General features: G+C 66.6%; 13 protein-coding genes and 2 pseudogenes. 2 read left to right on the top strand and 13 right to left on the bottom strand.

The annotated features are described in order from the left end of the window. Window positions 1-64: 64 nt before the first annotated feature. From ACQ1W9_RS05575 to ACQ1W9_RS05560, 4 genes are all read right to left on the bottom strand, one after another. Entirely contained in the window at window positions 65-589 is a 525-nt protein-coding gene (locus tag ACQ1W9_RS05575) for a dihydrofolate reductase (RefSeq protein ID WP_431025721.1), read from the bottom strand. Next, window positions 586-1,359 carry a thymidylate synthase gene (locus ACQ1W9_RS05570; protein WP_431026410.1) on the bottom strand — a complete coding sequence of 258 codons (774 nt, stop codon included), beginning with the start codon at window positions 1,357-1,359 and terminating at the stop codon, window positions 586-588. Before ACQ1W9_RS05570 ends, ACQ1W9_RS05575 begins: the two co-directional genes overlap by 4 nt. A 342-nt stretch (window positions 1,360-1,701) precedes the next feature. After that, entirely contained in the window at window positions 1,702-2,481 is a 780-nt protein-coding gene (lgt, locus tag ACQ1W9_RS05565; RefSeq protein WP_431025720.1) for a prolipoprotein diacylglyceryl transferase, read from the bottom strand. 139 nt (window positions 2,482-2,620) lie between these two features. Then, window positions 2,621-3,973, bottom strand: coding sequence for a response regulator (locus tag ACQ1W9_RS05560; RefSeq protein WP_431025719.1), 1,353 nt, complete (start codon window positions 3,971-3,973; stop codon window positions 2,621-2,623). 126 nt (window positions 3,974-4,099) lie between these two features. Between ACQ1W9_RS05560 and ACQ1W9_RS05555 the strand changes: the two genes are divergently transcribed. Then, window positions 4,100-4,873 carry an NRDE family protein gene (locus ACQ1W9_RS05555; protein ID WP_431025718.1) on the top strand — a complete coding sequence of 258 codons (774 nt, stop codon included), beginning with the start codon at window positions 4,100-4,102 and terminating at the stop codon, window positions 4,871-4,873. A 50-nt stretch (window positions 4,874-4,923) separates the two neighbouring features. On the opposite strand, the gene ptsP is transcribed toward ACQ1W9_RS05555, so the two are convergent. The 5 genes and pseudogenes from ptsP to ACQ1W9_RS05530 all read right to left on the bottom strand — a co-directional run bounded on the left by ptsP (window position 4,924) and on the right by ACQ1W9_RS05530 (window position 9,054). After that, the gene (gene ptsP, locus ACQ1W9_RS05550; RefSeq protein ID WP_431025717.1) at window positions 4,924-7,185 is read right to left on the bottom strand and encodes a phosphoenolpyruvate--protein phosphotransferase; all 2,262 of its coding nucleotides are present in this window, start codon (window positions 7,183-7,185) and stop codon (window positions 4,924-4,926) included. Window positions 7,186-7,242: 57 nt separating this feature from the next. Continuing rightward, window positions 7,243-7,734, bottom strand: a complete 492-nt coding sequence (locus tag ACQ1W9_RS05545; protein WP_431025716.1) for an RNA pyrophosphohydrolase — start codon at window positions 7,732-7,734, stop codon at window positions 7,243-7,245. A gap of 213 nt (window positions 7,735-7,947) precedes the next feature. Then, a pseudogene (locus ACQ1W9_RS05540) lies at window positions 7,948-8,064 on the bottom strand (HAD-IB family hydrolase); the annotation flags it as partial. 183 nt (window positions 8,065-8,247) lie between these two features. Further along, window positions 8,248-8,364, bottom strand: a pseudogene (locus ACQ1W9_RS05535) (HAD-IB family hydrolase); the annotation flags it as partial. A 33-nt stretch (window positions 8,365-8,397) separates the two neighbouring features. Beyond that, window positions 8,398-9,054: an HAD family hydrolase gene (locus ACQ1W9_RS05530; protein WP_431025715.1), complete on the bottom strand. Its 657-nt coding sequence runs from the start codon at window positions 9,052-9,054 to the stop codon at window positions 8,398-8,400. Between the two features lie 419 nt (window positions 9,055-9,473). Between ACQ1W9_RS05530 and ACQ1W9_RS05525 the strand changes: the two genes are divergently transcribed. Next, complete coding sequence (locus tag ACQ1W9_RS05525) at window positions 9,474-10,871, top strand: FAD-dependent oxidoreductase (RefSeq protein ID WP_431025714.1); 1,398 nt, start codon at window positions 9,474-9,476, stop codon at window positions 10,869-10,871. Window positions 10,872-10,955: 84 nt separating this feature from the next. Here the strand turns inward: ACQ1W9_RS05525 and rsd are convergent, their stop codons facing one another. The 4 genes from rsd to ACQ1W9_RS05505 form a co-directional block, all read right to left on the bottom strand. Further along, window positions 10,956-11,459, bottom strand: coding sequence for a sigma D regulator (rsd, locus tag ACQ1W9_RS05520; RefSeq protein WP_431025713.1), 504 nt, complete (start codon window positions 11,457-11,459; stop codon window positions 10,956-10,958). Between the two features lie 107 nt (window positions 11,460-11,566). After that, window positions 11,567-12,082 (bottom strand): disulfide bond formation protein B, encoded by a 516-nt coding sequence (locus ACQ1W9_RS05515; protein WP_431025712.1) that lies wholly within the window; start codon window positions 12,080-12,082, stop codon window positions 11,567-11,569. Window positions 12,083-12,140: 58 nt separating this feature from the next. Then, entirely contained in the window at window positions 12,141-13,760 is a 1,620-nt protein-coding gene (gshA, locus tag ACQ1W9_RS05510; RefSeq protein WP_431025711.1) for a glutamate--cysteine ligase, read from the bottom strand. Between the two features lie 79 nt (window positions 13,761-13,839). Further along, a complete protein-coding gene (locus ACQ1W9_RS05505) occupies window positions 13,840-16,182 on the bottom strand; it encodes a Tex family protein (RefSeq protein WP_431025710.1) in 2,343 nt (780 codons plus the stop codon). Between the last annotated feature and the right edge of the window lie 125 nt (window positions 16,183-16,307).

Raw genomic sequence — 16,307 nt, 5'->3', positions numbered from 1 at the left:
CCCCTCCCTCGGTGTCATGCCTTTGCCAAGTCTGTGCCAGCCTGGGCACGGTGACAACTCTCCCTTAACGCCGGCGATAGGCCACGAAGTGGTAACTCGGCTGCCCTGCCACCGGGGTACCGGCCACGCGTTGCACTTCCTCCCAGGCCGCCATGGGCAGTTCGGGAAAGCGGGCATCCCCCTCCAGGGTCAGATCCACCTCGGTGAGATAGAGGCGACTGGCGAAGGGCAGCGCCTGGCGGTAGATCTCGCCGCCCCCCATCACCATGATTTCCTCGGCGCCCTCGAGCAGCGCCTGCTGCTCGGCGAGCTCCAGGGCACTGGCCAGGTCGTGGCAGACGCGCACCCCGGGATGGGCGAAACCGGCATCCCGGGTCACCACGATATTGAGCCGCCCCGGCAGGGGCCTGCCGATGGACTGGAAGGTCTTGCGCCCCATCACCAGGGGCTTGCCCTGGGTCATGCGCTTGAAGAACTTGAGATCCTCGGGCAGATACCAGGGCAGCTTGTTATCCACGCCGATCACCCGATTGTGAGAAAGCGCGGCGATCATCGCCACCGGCACCCGGACAGCATCGGCCTGGCTCATACCGCCACCTCCGCCTTGATATGGGGATGCGCCTCATAGCCCTCGATACGAATATCCTCGAAGCGGAAGGCGAAGAGGTCCTCCACCGCGGGATTGAGCCACAGGCGCGGCGCGGGCAGCGGCGAGCGGGTCAGCTGCAGCTCGGCCTGCTCCAGATGATTGAGGTAGAGGTGGGCGTCCCCCAGGGTATGAATAAACTCCCCGGGCTTCAGGCCACAGACCTGGGCCACCATCTGGGTCAGTAGCGCATAGCTGGCGATATTGAAGGGCACCCCCAGGAAGATATCGGCACTGCGCTGATAGAGCTGGCAGGAGAGGCGGCCCTCGGCCACATAGAACTGGAAGAGCGCATGGCAGGGCGGCAGCGCCATCTCGTCTACCTGGGCCGGATTCCAGGCGGAAACGATCAGTCGTCGGGAATCGGGATTGCTGCGAATCTGCTCTACCACCTTGCCGATCTGGTCCACCGAGCCGCCCCTGGGATCGGGCCAACTGCGCCACTGGTAGCCGTAGACCGGCCCCAGCTCGCCCTGGGTATCCGCCCACTCGTCCCAGATGCGCACCCCGTTCTCCTTGAGGTAGGCGATATTGGTGTCGCCGGCCAGGAACCACAGCAGCTCATGGATAATCGAGCGCAGGTGCAGCTTCTTGGTGGTCAGCAGGGGGAAGCCACGCGCCAGGTCGAAGCGCATCTGGTGGCCGAACAGGGAGCGGGTGCCCACCCCGGTGCGGTCGTGCTTCTCCACGCCATGGTCGAGCACCTGGCGCATCAGGTCGAGGTAGGGCTGCTCCAGGGCAGCGGATTGCGAAGCGGTCTCGGGGATCACGGCGATTCCGGCGGTCAAGAAGTGGTGGGCGCTATTCTATGCCACAGGCTAGGCCCACCCAAGGGGTTCTGGCGAGAGGGGTGAGGGGAAGGAGGGCAAGCGGTTTAGCCGTGATGCCGACGCCTAGCGAGCCGGGTAGCGCAAATCGACAGGGATGTCGTATTAAGGCCGGCGAGATGGACCTTGTTCCGGCCTGTGCGCGTCACCCGGCTTGCGTCGTGTCGGGGTCTCGTCACGGCGCAAGCGAGCCCTTCTCCCCCTCGCACTCAGCAGCGAGAGGCCGACTCAGGGCGTGGGCTGGCGCCGCGACCAGAGCATCAGCGCCGCGCCGGAGAGGATCATCGGCAGCGTCAACAGCATGCCCATGGTGACCCAGCCGAAGGCGATAAAGCCGATATGGGCATCGGGCAGGCGAACGAACTCCACGCTGAAGCGGAAGAGGCCATAGAGCACCAGGAAGAGCCCCGAGATCAGCCCTCGGGCCCGGGGCTTGGCGGAGACCCACCACAACACCACGAACAATACCAGGCCTTCCAGCAGCGCCTCATAGAGCGCCGAGGGGTGGCGCGGCTCGGGTCCCATGCCGGGAAAGGGCATCCCCCAGGGCAGAGTCGTCACCCGACCGGGAAGCTCGGCATTGATAAAGTTGCCGAGGCGTCCGGCGCCCAGGCCGATGGGAACCAGGGGCGCGACGAAATCGGTGAGGGTAAAGAAGGCCAGGCCTTTCTTGCGGGCAAACCAGAGCGCCGCCAGCAGCACCCCGATCAGGCCCCCGTGGAAGCTCATGCCACCGTCCCAGACCTGGACGATCCACAGCGGATTCTCCAGTAGCCGGTCCATGCCGTAGAAGAGCACATAGCCCAGGCGCCCGCCCAGCACCACGCCCAGGGCGGCATAGAAGATCAGGTCACCGATATCGTCCCGGGTCAGCCTCAGGCGGGAGGCTCGGCGGCAGCCCAGCCACCAGGCCGCCACGAAGCCGATCACATACATCAGCCCATACCAGTGGATGGCCAGGGGCCCCAGGGAAATGGCCACCGGGTCGATGGCGGGATAATTCAGCATGGAAGGTCCTATTACAGAAGCGAGACAACAGACGGCCTAGCGCAGGAAATGCCGGCCGACAATCCTCAGCGGCAGGGCAAGGGCCGGCCAGAAACGCAGCCGGTAGATCCCCGTGACGGCAGATCGTTCACCCTGGGAATCATGTGACCTTGTCCCGGGCGGTGGCCGGCAGCCAACGGCGGACCAGCTCGATCAGGCTGTGGGGGCGGTAGGGTTTGGCCAGATAGTCATCCATGCCGGCCTCCCGGAACCCCTGGCGATCCGCCTCGCTGGCGTTGGCGGTGAGTGCCACCAGCACGCTGGATGGCTCACCATGTCGAGCCTCATGCTCGCGCCAGCGACGACTCGACTCCAGGCCATCGGGGGCCGGCATATAGATATCCATCAATACCAGGTCGAAGCGCTGTTCACGCTGTAGCGCCAGCGCTTCCTCGCCGCCACTGGCGGTCACCACCCTTAGTCCTTGCCCCTCCAACACCTGTCGGGCCAGCATCACATTGACCGGCCCATCATCGACGATCAGCACCTGAGGACTGGGTTCCGTCGGCGACGGCATCTCGAGATTCGGCAGGCTGCCATCCACCAGACTGGCCAACAGATCGGCGAGACCATGAAGGCGTGACTCGAGCTCGCACTCCTCCTCGCCCCTCTCACGGCGGTAGGCCCTCAAGTCCTCCAGCAGCGGCACCAACTCCTGCTGCAGCTGCTTGAGATATCCCGCCTGCAGGCTGGCCTCCTGACGGGCACGGTCCCGCGCCTGGGTCAATTGGGCCAGGCTATGGCGCTGCTCGTCCAGATCCTCCAGCAGCCCCAGGCTGAACCCCTGGCCATCCTCCAGGCGTACCAGACGGAACTCATGCCAGCCCTCCTTGGCCAGGGGCAGACGCACCCTCAGGTCTGTCTCGGCGCCTTCCGCATGACGCAGCACATAGCCCAGTTCCAGTCCCTCCAGGGCACTGCGGGGTCTCCCGAGCAGTTGCTCCAGGGGACGGTTGACCTCCAACAGGGTGCCCTTATGGGCGAGAAAGGCGGGCTGGGCCAGGGAGTCCAGCATGGCTTCGAGCTGCGGGCGCTGGGCGAGGCGCTCCAGCAGGCGCTGCAGGGTCTCCAGCAGGCCATGCAGGCGCTGCTCGACCCCCTCCTCCGGGTCACGCACCGGCAGCAGGCGCTGATTCTTCAGCCGCGAGGGCAGCGAGCTATAGACTTCCCGAAGCAGGTGCTCCAACTGATCACAAGGCACCTCGAAGCTCAGCTCCCATTGGTGCAGGCGCCGCTGAAAGAGTAGCAGGAAGGTCACCAGGACCAGGGCGGAGCCCAACAGCAATGCCCCCACCGGCAGGGCCAACAGGCCGAGAGCACCATCGGCCCGCCATACCATCAGCCAGGCCAGCAGGCATAACAGGGCGAGCCCCGCTTCCGCCGCCAGGCAGGGCCAGAGCGCCGGCCAGACCAGTCGCTTCCAGAGCACTCCCTTGCCAGAATCGAGTCGCATCCCTACCCCTGTCGTCATCCACCAATGAACTGAGTTTACTGCTCACGCTCTGGACTGTCATGGTCGAGCCCAAGCACTCGCCACAATGACTTCCCCGTCGTCGCCTTCGGGGATAAGGTAGCAGCCATGTGTCTTATCGCCCTTGCCTACCACCCCGATGCCCCCCACTGGCTGCACCTGGTGGCCAATCGGGACGAGTTTCATGACCGCCCCAGCGCCGCCCTGGACGACTGGCCCGACGCGCCGCAGATCCTGGGGGGCCGCGACCTCCGGGCCAGCGGCTCCTGGCTGGCCCTGCACCGTCGCGGCCGCCTGGCCACGGTGACCAATGTCCGCGATCCGGCCCTGGTGGTCCCCAAGCAGGCACCGAGCCGCGGCGAACTGGTCCACCAGGCGCTGACCTGCGATGACCTGGAAGCCTGGCTGGAGCATTTGGCCGCCGGCGAGGCGTGGCGTTATGCCGGCTTCAACCTGCTGGTGGCCGAGGAGCGGCGCCTCTGGCACCTGCACCGCAGCCGCCATGCGCTGACCCTGCGACGGGTCGACCCCGGCCTGCACGGCCTCTCCAATGCCGACCTCGACACTCCCTGGCCCAAGCTGCTGGCCAGCCGCCAGGGGCTGGCCGACAGCCTCGACGCCGGCACCTGGCCGGACGGCGCCCTCGCCGCCATGGGCACCCCCCGGGAATATGACGACGCCCGGCTGCCCGACACCGGCGTCGGCCGCGAGCTGGAGCGGCGGCTCTCCGCCGCCTTCATTCTCGGCAACACCTATGGCACCCGCGCCCTGACCTGGCTGCGCTGGCATCGAGAGGGGCGAGTGGAGATCACCGAGCGGCGTTTCGGGCCCGGGGGGCAGGCTCGGGGAGAGACCCACCGCCTACTGAGACTGGACGCCTAGTCTCCCCCCTCTGCTTCCCTATCGGCCGATACTCCGAAAAATTGAACGACCTAGTCTTTGGGGGGCAAAAGGTGGGTCAACTGCCAGGTCTCCAGGCGCCGATTGAGCAGGCTGCGCACCTCGGCGGGACTACCGAGCGTCAGGGTCTCGGCCACCAGGGCCTGGGCATCCGCCATCGAGACGCGGCGAATGGCGGCACGCACCCGGGGCAGGCTGGGGGCATTCATGGATAGCGCCTCGAAGCCCATGCCCATCAGCAACAGGGCCCCCGCCGGATCGCCGGCCAGCTCACCGCACACCGAGGTGGGCATGCCCAGCACCGCCGCCTCATCGGCCAGCCGCGCCAGGGCCGCCAGTACCGCCGGATGGCAGGCATCATAGAGATCGGCGACCCGGGGGTTGTTACGATCTACCGCCAGCAGATACTGAGTCAGGTCGTTGCTACCCACCGAGAAGAAATCGACGCGCTCGGCCAGGGGACCCAACTGATAAAGGGTCGCCGGCACCTCGATCATCACCCCGACCCGGGGCCGCGGTACCACCACGCCCTCTTCGGCCAGCTCGTCCCGGGCCCGATCGAGCAGGCGCAGGGCATCGTCGACCTCGTCCACATTGGTGATCATCGGCAACAGGATCTGCAGGTTGTCGAGCCCCTGGGAGGCGCGCAGCATGGCCCGCAGCTGCACCATCAGCACCTCGGGGTGATCCAGGGTCACCCGAATACCCCGCCAGCCGAGGAAGGGATTGGCCTCCTCGATGGGGAAATAGGGCAGATCCTTGTCGCCCCCGATATCCAGCGTCCGCATCACCACCGGCAGGGGCGCGAAACTCTCCAGCTGCTCGCGATAGAGGCGCGTCTGCTCCTGCTCGCCGGGAAAGCGCTCGGCGATCATGAAAGGCACTTCGGTGCGGTAGAGCCCCACCCCGCCGATGCGTGACTTGAGGGAGGCCACCGCATCCACCGCCAGGCCGGTATTGACCATCAGCGGCATGGCGTGACCGTCCGGCGTCTCGCTGGGCAGGTCCTGCTCGTGCTCCAGCACCTCGGCCAAGGCCAGCTCCTCATCGATCAGGGCCTGATAGTGGCTACGCATCTCGCTGCCGGGACGCACGATCAGCCGACCGCGGTGACCATCCAGTACCACCGGACTGCCATTGAGCCGTGGCAGCGGCAGATCGACCATGCCCAACACGGTGGGAATGCCCATGGCCCGGGCCAGGATCGCCACATGGGAGGTGCTGGACCCCCGCACCGCCACCAGGCCGGCCAGCTTCTCCCGGGGCACCTCACCCAGACTCGCCACGCTGATCTCGTCCCCCACCAGGATGGTCTGGGCCGGGTAAGAGTCCGGCGTCTGGGGGCTCTCCTCCTGCAGGTGGGCCAGCACGCGGCGCCCCAGGTCGCGCACGTCGGCGGCCCGCTCGCGCAGGTAGTCGTCGTCGACCCGTTCCAGGTACTGCACATGACGGCGCACCACATCGGCCAGGGCCCCGGGGGCCCACTGCCCCTCACGAATGCGCTTGACCACCTCCTGTCCCAGGGCGGCGTCGCTGAGCATCTGCTGGTAGACCTCGAACAGCGCCAGTTCCTGGGCACTGATGCGGCTGGCCAGGCGCTCACCGGTGGCGCGAATCTCGTCGCGCACCCGATAGATGGCGTCCTGCAGGCGCTTGATCTCGTATTCGGTATCGGAGGGAATCAGGTCGGGGACGCTGTCCAGATCGGCGGGGGGCATGATCACCCGGGCCTCACCGATGGCCATCCCCGGAGAGGCCGCCACCCCGGTGAAGACCGCCTGACCATCGGCCCGGGTGGGGCGACTCAGGGTCCCGGTGACCAGGGCATGGGCCAGCACGCCGGCCAGTTGGGCGGCCATGGTGACCAGGAAGGCTTCATCGCCTTCATCGTAGCGCCGCTTGTCCTGCTGCTGCACCACCAGCACGCCGAGCATGCGGCGCTGATGAATAATCGGCACGCCGAGGAAACTGGAGAAGCGTTCCTCTCCGGTCTCCTCGAAGTAGCGATAGGCGGGATGGGCCGGCGCATCCTCCAGGTTGAGGGGCTCCTCCCGCTGGCCGACCAGGCCCACCAGGCCCTCCCCCAGGCGCAGGGTCACATGCCCCACCGCCTGGGTACGCAGGCCGATGGTCTCCATCAGCATCAGGCACTCCTGCTCCGCGTCATAGAGGTAGAAGGAGCACACATCGGTACGCATCGCCTTGCGGATACGGCGCACCATGGTCGACAGGGCCGCCTCCAGACTGCGGGCCCCATTGACCTCCTGAACGATGCGGCGAAGGACGTCGAGCATAGCGTATCTTCTTGTAATGATTGAAATGGGCGGTGTTCGGCCGGCGACCCTCCGGGGCTACTCGCCGATCAGGGCCAGGCGCTGGGCACGGGGCGCCAACTCGCGTAGGGCCCGCCGATACACCTCCCGCTTGAAGGACACCACCTGCCCCAGCGGATACCAGTAACTGACCCAGCGCCAGCCGTCGAATTCCGGCTTGGGCGTGCCATCCATGCAGATCCGGCTGTCCTGGCAGCGCATTTTCAGCAGGAACCACTTCTGTTTCTGGCCGATACACACCGGCCGAGAGTTCGTTCGTATCATGCGTCGTGGCAAGCGGTAGCGCAGCCATCCTCGGGTACAGGCCAGCACCTCGACATCGGCCGCCGTCAGGCCGATTTCCTCTTCCAGTTCCCGATACAGGGCCTGTTGCGGAGTCTCGTTTGCCTTGATGCCTCCCTGGGGAAACTGCCACGCATTTTGTCCTACCCGACGCGCCCAAAGCAGCTGGCCCTGACGGTTGACAATGATAATGCCAACGTTGGGCCGAAAGCCGTCAGCGTCGATCACGGACATCACCTTATAAATTCACTATGGCAGTCATTCTTCCACAAAGCCGGAAAGCGCATCAATAAGGCATTTACGGGCGGCGAAAACCACGGTCGCATCGGTGGAACGGCCGGGGCCCCACTCGCCAGCGGGAAGCGGCCCGGAGGCCACGGAGGGCGTGGGCCCCAGCCTTGCTAGCGGCCCACCGTTGTCGATCGAGAAGAGGATGCGGGGTCAGTCACGCAGGCTGATAATCCGCCAGCCACGGCGCTCTGCCTCGGCGCGCAGGGTCTCGTCCGGGTCCACCGCCACCGGGTGCTCGACCTTCTCCAGTAGCGGCAGATCGTTGTGGCCGACTAGAGAGCCTGTAGAACCCGACGGCCATCACTCCCGCAGGCTGATAATCCGCCAGCCGCGGCGCTCCGCCTCGGCGCGCGGGGTCTCGTCCGGGTCCACCGCCACCGAGTGCTCGACCTTCTCCAGCAGCGGCAGATCGTTGTGGCCGACTAGAGAGCCTGTAGAACCCGACGGACATCACTCCCGCAGGCTGATAATCCGCCAACCGCGGCGCTCCGCCTCGGCGCGCAGGGTCTCGTCCGGGTCCACCGCCACCGGGTGCTCGACCTTCTCCAGCAGCGGCAGGTCGTTGTGGCCGACTAGAGAGCCTGTAGAACCCGACGGCCATCACTCCCGCAGGCTGATAATCCGCCAGCCGCGGCGCTCCGCCTCGGCGCGCAGGGTCTCGTCCGGGTCCACCGCCACCGGGTGCTCGACCTTCTCCAGCAGCGGCAGATCATTATGCGAATCGCTGTAGAACCACGCATCCTCGAGGCCGACCTCCTTGTCCTCGAGCCACGCCTCCAGGCGCACCACCTTGCCCTCGCGGTAACTGGGCACGCCGGAGACCTTGCCGGTATAGCGGCCATCGACCACCTCCGGCTCCACGGCGATCAGGTCGTCGACCCCCAGCCGTTCGGCGATGGGCCCGGTGATAAAGCGGTTGGTGGCGGTGATGATCAGCAGGGTGTCGCCCCGGGAGCGATGACGCGCCAGCAGCTCCTCCCCCTTGGGCAGGATATGCGGCTCGATCTTGCTGGCCATGAACTGCTGGTGCCAGGCGGCCAGTTGCTCCGGGGTATTCTCGGCCAGGGGCCTGAGGGCCACCTCGAGGAAGGCCGCCATATCCAGGGTGCCGTTCTCGTAGTCACGCAGGAAACGGTCATTGGCCTCGCGGTAGCTGACCGGATCCACGGCCCCCTGTTCCAGCAGAAACTCGCCCCAGGCATGGTCGCTGTCGATGCTCAGCAGGGTGTTGTCGAGGTCGAAGATGGCCAGGCTCACTGCGTTCCCCTCTCAGTCGGCGCTCACACGCCGCGGTTGGTGGTCGAAAAGCCCACGATTATGGCAGAGATCCCCCGGCGGGGGGAGCCGGCGCCCCGTCCCGGCCCCGATAGCCACCACACGGCATACCCCATACAAAAGTTTTATACTGCATCGCACAAATCGAGAGACCACCTTATGAAACACCCAAGCTACTGATATTAAAAGGTAAAACCACCAATCCACAACCAAAGCTTTTCCTTATGGCCAGCATAACTCCCATAAAGTCTAGCTTTGGCATGGATTCTCTTTGCCGCCAAAATGGCTATAATGCCTGCATCGATTCGTCGAGCCTGCCGATGGCCAACCTAGGCGGCAGGCCAGGGCCTCCGGGCAATCCCTGGAGGGTGACTCCCGCACCAGGCAAGCGAGAACCTCCCATGTCCACACCGACCTATGACGTTCTGATCGTGGGTGGCGGCGTCTCCGGCACCGCCCTCCTCTACGAGCTGGCGCGCTATACCGACCTCAAGGCCCTGGGCCTGGTCGAGAAGTACGACCACGTGGCCATCGTCAACTCCCATGGCCGCAACAATAGCCAGACGATCCACTGTGGCGATATCGAGACCAACTACACCCTCGAAAAGGCCAAGGTCACCAAGCGCACCGCGGGCATGGTGGTCAACTTCGCCACCAAGCTGGCCCCCGAGCAGCGCGACAAGATCGTCTACCAGTACCCGAAGATGGTGCTGGGGGTGGGCGAGACCGAGTGCGACTTCCTGCGTCAGCGCTTCACCAAGTTCCAGGAGCTCTTCCCCAAGATGCGCCTGCTCGAGCGGGACGACATCGCCGAGCTGGAGCCCAAGCTGGTGGAGGGGCGCCGCCCGGAGGAACCCATCGTGGCCATGGGCTCCACCGACGAATACACCGCGGTGAACTACACCACCCTCTCCGAAGCCTTCGTGGAGCAGGCTCAGCAGAGCGCCCAGGAGAAGGGCATGGCCTGCGACGTGCATCTCTCCACCGCGGTGGAGTCGATCACCCAGGGCGAGGACAAGCTGTTCCGGGTCAAGACCCCCAACAAGGGCACCCTCACCGCCCGCTACGTGGTGGTCAGTGCCGGCGGTCACTCCCTGCTGTTCGCCCACAAGATGGGCTACGGCCTGGACAAATCCTGCCTGCCCATGGCCGGCTCCTTCTACTTCACGCCCCAGGTGCTCAACGGCAAGGTCTACACCGTGCAGAACGAGAACCTGCCCTTCGCCGCGGTGCACGGCGACCCGGACGTGCTGGTGGAAGGCAAGACCCGCTTCGGCCCCACCGCCCTGATGCTGCCCCTGCTGGAGCGCTACAACGGCAAGACCTTCTTCGAGTTCCTCAAGGTGCTGCGCCTGGACCGCAACGTGATCAAGGCCCTCTGGGACCTGATGAAGGTGCGCGATATCCGCCGCTATATCTTCAAGAACTTCCTGTTCGAGGTACCGGTGCTGCGCGAGCGCCTCTTCCTCAAGGACATCAAGAAGATCGTGCCGAGCCTCACCGCCCAGGACGTGACCTTCGCCAAGGGCTTCGGCGGCGTGCGCCCGCAGCTGATCGACAAGGAAAAACAGAAGCTGGTGATGGGCGAGGCCAAGATCAACCCGGGTACCGGCATCGTCTTCAATATGACGCCCTCCCCCGGCGGCACCAGTTGCCTGGGCAACGCCGAGAAGGATATGTACCTGGCCCAGGAGTTCCTCGGCTGCAACGTCGACAAGGAGGCCTTCGAGCGCGACCTGCTGAGCGGCGAGATCCCCCTCACCGACCTGGAGCGCCCCGAGGCTCACTCCCTGATGTAAGCGCCCCTTGGAAACGACGACGCCCCGGCCGATTGGTCGGGGCGTTGTCGTTGATGGAGAAGCGAGTCCAGGGCAAGCAGCCCGTCAGGGGGAGAGCCGGGCCGCGGCCCGGGAGGCGGGAGGCGGCGAGTGGGCAGCATGCAGCCGCTCGATCAACTGGTCTTCCAGGGAGAAGCGCTCACCGAGCCCCTTGGCCAGGCGATCGAGCCAGGCCGGCAGCCGGGAGAGGTAGTGCTGGCAGCGGCTGGGGGTGGAAAAGTCTTCGTCGAAGGCCAACACCAGCTCGGTGGACAGCTCCAGGCGCTGCAGCAGCTTATCGGCCAGGGCCAGGGCATCGTGGTCGTGGAAGGCCGTGGCCTCCTCGCGCAACTGGGGATAGATCTCGAAGTGGCCGGCGCTGATATAGTCCATCAGCAGCTCGCTGAAGGCATCGATCTGGCTCTTCTCCACCGCGTCCAGCTCGGCGTCACAGGCCTCCTTGAGGTCCATGAAAGTGACCAGCAGCTCGCGGCGCTGATCCAACCAGCGATCGATCAATCGATGCACCCCACCCCAACGCTCCAGGGCCGTCTTGCACTCTTCCAGCATGGCTCTTCCCTCACGACTCTCGGCTCGCCATCCAGACTCACCCGAGCGGGGGCGAGTGTCAATGCCCTGACGTGAACACCATCAACCAACGCCCGTTTGGCGGCGCCTCAGCTGCCCTTCAGGGCGCGCCACAGCAGGCCCAGGGGGGCCAGGGCCAGCACCAGGAAACCGAGCAGGGTCCAGCCGGGCAGGGAGATTCCCCACCACAGGAAGTCGATCTCCGCGCACTCGCCGGAGCCGGAGAGCACCATGGCCAGTACTTCCTGGAAGGGTAATACCTCCATCATATAGTCGAGGCCGGGACCGCAGCTGGGCACCTGGTCCGCCGGCAGCGACTGCAGCCAGAGATGGCGGCCGGCCACGCCGATGCCGCCCAGCACCGCCAACAGCCCCAGGCCGCCATAGGCGAGCCGACCGCCGCGGCCAACGGGGTTATGGATGGCCGCCACCGCCAGCACCAGGGCCGTCGCCAGTACCGCCACCCGCTGGAAGATACACAGCGGACAGGGCTCCAGGCCCACCAGATGCTCGAGGCCCAGGGCCACCGCCAACATCACCACACAGAAAGCGAGCCCCGCCAGGCTCCAGCGGCGGGGACTCCAGGTCGAAAGGGTCGCCATCATCGGCTCAAGGTTCCTTTACCGAGGTAAGCGCCCCCGCGCGGCGGGGGCAAACGCTGGGTCAGACCACCGGGGTGCCGCGGGGTTCACGGGCCCGGGCGAAATAGTGGTCCAGGAAGTCATCGAAGGACTCGTTATCGGCGGCCTCGAGCTCCCACTGCTGCCGATGGGAGGTCTCGCCGAGCTCCGCGAAGAGCGCCTCCCGGGCCGGGTCCATGGCCTCTTCACGCCACTGGGCCGCCTGCTCCCGGGCCAGCGCCAGGGTCGCCTCGACGAAGTCGTCGCCGCTGGACTCGAGCAGGGTCAGCAGTTGCCCCGCCGGGGTCTGGGCGGGATCCCGCAGCCGCGGCGCCAGGGCCGCCAAGGCCTCGGCATGGGGGGAGCCGCCCTCCTGGGCATCGAGCAGCTCGGCCACCTCCCCCAGCTCGGCGAAGATCGCCTCGCCGCGCTCGGCCAACCGACGCTCCACGCCGTCGAGGTGCAGCCGCGCTTCGGGGTCCCGGCCACGCTCCACCACCAGGCGACGATTGTCGTCCAGGTGGTCGCACTCGGCGTCGTCGATCCAGGGGCTCTCGGAGAGCAGGCACCAGAGCATAAAGGTATCGAGGAAGCGCATCTGGGTGGCGTCGATGCCCAGCGGCAGGAAGGGGTTGAGGTCCAGGCAGCGGATCTCGATATATTCGACGCCGCGGGCCTCCAGGGCCTGGCTGGGGGTCTCGTCCTGCCGGGCCACCCGCTTGGGGCGGATATCGCTGTAGTACTCGTTCTCGATCTGCAGGATATTGGCATTGAGCTGCTGCCAGCCCTCCCCCGTCTTGACGCCCAGGGCCTCGTAGGCGGGCCAGGGGGTGGCGATGGCATGACGCAGGGTGCCCACATAGTTGGAGAGCGAGTTGAAGCAGATCTTCAGCTGCGCCTGCACCTTGTTCTGGTAGCCGAGGCCGGACATGCGCAGGCAGGTGGCATAGGGCGACAACCGCGTCGCCTCGCCGTGGCGGCGCAACCCCAGTGCCTCGGGGGCCTCGCGGCCCTCGAGGAAGCTGTCGTCGAAGGCCGGCGAGGCGCCGAACAGGTACATCAGCAGCCAACTGTGGCGACGGAACTGGCGAATCAGCCCGAAGTAGCGGCTGGAGCGGTAGTTGGCCAGGGCCTGACCCTCGGCGCCGTCGATCGCCTGCAACTGCTGCCAGAGGGTATCGGGGAAGGAGAGGTTGTAGTGCACTCCGGCGATGGACTGCATGATGCGCCCGTAACGCACGTCCAGCCCCTTGCGGTAGACATGCTTCATGGTGCCCACGTTGGAGGAGCCGTAGTCGGCGATGGGAATACTGGCATTGCCCGCCAGTCGCGACGGCATGCTGGCCGGCCAGATCAGTTCGCCGCCGAGTTCGCGGTAGCTGAAGCGGTGCAGGTCGGCCAGGAACGCCAGGGCATCCTCGGGCCGGCAGGTGACCGGCGTGATGTACTCCAGCAGCGCCTCGGAGTAGTCGGTGGTGATATGCGGATGGGTCAGCTTGGACCCCAGCCCTCGGGGGTGCGGGGTCTGGGCGATGCGACCCTCGCCATCGACCCGCAGCCCCTCCTTCTCGATGCCTCGGCGAATGCGCCCGATCAGCCCCTGGCGGGCCGGTCCCTTGAGCCGTCCGATGACGGTTGTGAGTTGCTCGGACAAGATCAACACCCCATGTCATGGGAGGCGGCCGAGCCGCCTCGAATATCGTTGGCAAGCGCTGTGATAGCCCTGGTGCCCTGAGCTCAGCTTAGCCTTTGTCGCGGGCCTTCAGCAGGGCCGCCCCCAGGGCGCCCATCGGCTGGCTATCACCGCCGCTCGACTTGCGCTGCGGCTTGCCGCCGCGCCCCTTGCCGGCCGGGCGCTCGCCGCCGCGGCGCGGCGCCTGGCTATTGTCCTCGCCGGGCTGGTCGTCGAGACGCATGGAGAGGCCGATGCGGGCCCGCTCCAGGTCGACGCTCATCACCTTCACCTTGACGATATCGCCGGCCTTGACCACCGAGCGCGGATCCTCGACGAACTTGTCGGAGAGCGCCGAGATATGCACCAGGCCGTCCTGGTGGACGCCGATATCGACGAAGGCGCCGAAGTGGGTCACGTTGGTGACGCTGCCCTCGAGGATCATCCCCGGCTCCAGGTCCTTGAGGGTCTCGACCCCCTCGCGGAATTCGGCGGCCTTGAACTCGGGGCGCGGGTCGCGACCCGGCTTGTCCAGCTCCTTGAGGATATCGCTTACCGTGGGCACCCCGAAGCGCTCGTCGGCGAAGTCGACGGGCTTGAGCGCCTTGAGGGTGGCGCTGTCGCCGATCAGGCTGGCCACCTCGCGACCGCTGCGCTGGGCGATGCGTTCCACCAGGGGGTAGGCCTCCGGGTGCACGGCGCTGCCGTCCAGGGGATTGTCGCCGTTCATGATGCGCAGGAAGCCGGCGCACTGCTCGAAGGTCTTGGGTCCCAGGCGGCTGACGTCGAGGAGCTGCCTGCGGCTGGCGAAGGCGCCCTCGGCGTTGCGCCGGGTGACGATATTCTCGGCCAGCGCCGGGTTAAGGCCCGCCACCCGCGCCAGCAGGGCGCTGGAGGCGGTATTGAGATCGACGCCCACGGCGTTGACGCAGTCCTCGATCACCGCCTCCAAGCTCCTGGAGAGCTGCAGCTGGGAGACGTCGTGCTGGTACTGGCCCACGCCGATCGACTTGGGCTCGATCTTGACCAGCTCGCCCAGCGGGTCCTGCAGGCGCCGGGCGATGGAGACGGCGCCGCGGATGGTAACGTCCAGGTCGGGCAGCTCCCGGGCGGCATATTCCGAGGCGGAGTAGACCGAGGCGCCGGCCTCGCTGACCATCACCTTGGCCAGGCGACGCCCGCTCAGGCGCTTGACCAGCTCGCCGGCGAGCCTGTCGGTCTCGCGGCTGGCGGTGCCATTACCTACGGCGACCAGCTCGACGCCGTACTTCTCCACCAACTTGGCCAGCTCGGCCAGCGAGGCATCCCAGGCGTTGCGCGGGGCATGCGGGAAGATGGTGGCCTGCTCGAGGAACTGGCCGGTGGCATCCACCACCGCCACCTTGCAGCCGGTGCGCAGGCCCGGGTCGATGGCCAGCGTCGCCTTGGGACCCGCCGGGGCAGCCAGCAGCAGGTCCTTGAGGTTGGCGGCGAAGACCTCGATGGCGGCGAGCTCGGCGCGTTCGCGCAGCCGCCCCATCAGCTCGGTCTCCAGGTGGGTGTAGAGCTTGACCCGCCAGGTCCAGCGCACCACCTCGGCGAGCCACTTGTCGGCGGCACGCCCCTCATCGCGAATCTCGAAATGCCGGGCGATGGCCACCTGGGCCGGGTGCAGCGGCGCCTCGTCCTCGCCGGGCAGCTTGAGGGCCAGGCTCAGCACCCCCTCGTTACGGCCGCGGAACATGGCCAGGGCGCGGTGGGAGGGCACCCTGGCCAGGGGCTCGTCATGCTCGAAGTAGTCGGAGAACTTGGCGCCCTCGCGCTCCTTGCCCTCCAGCACCCGGGCGCTGAGCTGCCCCTCCTGCCAGAGCCGCTCGCGCAGCCGGCCTACCAGTTCGGCGTCCTCGGCGAAGCGCTCCATGAGGATCTGCTTGGCGCCGTCCAGGGCCGCCTTGGCGTCCTCGATGGCCGGGGTATCACCTTCCGCTGGGCGAAGATAGCGGGCCGCCTCGGCCTGAGGATCGAGCTCGGGGTTGGCCAGCAAGGCATCGGCCAGGGGCTCCAGGCCCGCCTCCCGGGCGATCTGCGCCTTGGTGCGGCGCTTCTTGCGGTAGGGCAGGTAGAGGTCTTCCAGGCGCTGCTTGGTGTCGGCGGCGCGGATCAGGCCGGCCAGCTCGTCGGAGAGCTTGCCTTGCTCGTCGATGGCGGCCAGCACCGCCTCGCGGCGCTCCTCCAGCTCGCGCAGGTAGCGCAGGCGTTCGTCCAGTTCACGCAGCTGGGTATCGTCCAGGGCCCCGGTCACTTCCTTGCGGTAGCGGGCGATAAAGGGCACGGTGGCGCCGCCGTCGAGCAGTTCCACGGTGGCCGCCACCTGCTGGGGGCGGACCGCGAGTTCCTCGGCGAGGCGGGCGATGATCTTGGCGTGTGCGTCCATGAAGTCCTTGACGTTCCAGCGGCAAAAGATCGCGTCAAGGTATCATAATGGCGCGCTCGTCGGGAGCCTTGCCGCCTGATCGTTAGGAAACTACCTTCACGACTATTGCCATATGATCCTGCCCC

This window comes from Halomonas sp. H5, from assembly GCF_050613175.1.
Classification (GTDB): domain Bacteria; phylum Pseudomonadota; class Gammaproteobacteria; order Pseudomonadales; family Halomonadaceae; genus Bisbaumannia; species Bisbaumannia salifodinae.
This window is presented reverse-complemented; position numbering and strand designations above follow the sequence as displayed.

Bases quoted from the DNA above. Each gene is read 5' to 3' on its own strand.
- ACQ1W9_RS05575 (WP_431025721.1), bottom strand. From the start codon at position 589: ATGAGCCAGGCCGATGCTGTCCGGGTGCCGGTGGCGATGATCGCCGCG.
- ACQ1W9_RS05570 (WP_431026410.1), bottom strand. From the start codon at position 1,359: ATGCGCCAGGTGCTCGACCATGGCGTGGAGAAGCACGACCGCACCGGG.
- lgt (WP_431025720.1), bottom strand. From the start codon at position 2,481: ATGCTGAATTATCCCGCCATCGACCCGGTGGCCATTTCCCTGGGGCCC.
- ACQ1W9_RS05560 (WP_431025719.1), bottom strand. From the start codon at position 3,973: ATGCGACTCGATTCTGGCAAGGGAGTGCTCTGGAAGCGACTGGTCTGG.
- ACQ1W9_RS05555 (WP_431025718.1), top strand. From the start codon at position 4,100: ATGTGTCTTATCGCCCTTGCCTACCACCCCGATGCCCCCCACTGGCTG.
- ptsP (WP_431025717.1), bottom strand. From the start codon at position 7,185: ATGCTCGACGTCCTTCGCCGCATCGTTCAGGAGGTCAATGGGGCCCGC.
- ACQ1W9_RS05525 (WP_431025714.1), top strand. From the start codon at position 9,474: ATGTCCACACCGACCTATGACGTTCTGATCGTGGGTGGCGGCGTCTCC.
- rsd (WP_431025713.1), bottom strand. From the start codon at position 11,459: ATGCTGGAAGAGTGCAAGACGGCCCTGGAGCGTTGGGGTGGGGTGCAT.
- ACQ1W9_RS05515 (WP_431025712.1), bottom strand. From the start codon at position 12,082: ATGATGGCGACCCTTTCGACCTGGAGTCCCCGCCGCTGGAGCCTGGCG.
- ACQ1W9_RS05505 (WP_431025710.1), bottom strand. From the start codon at position 16,182: ATGGACGCACACGCCAAGATCATCGCCCGCCTCGCCGAGGAACTCGCG.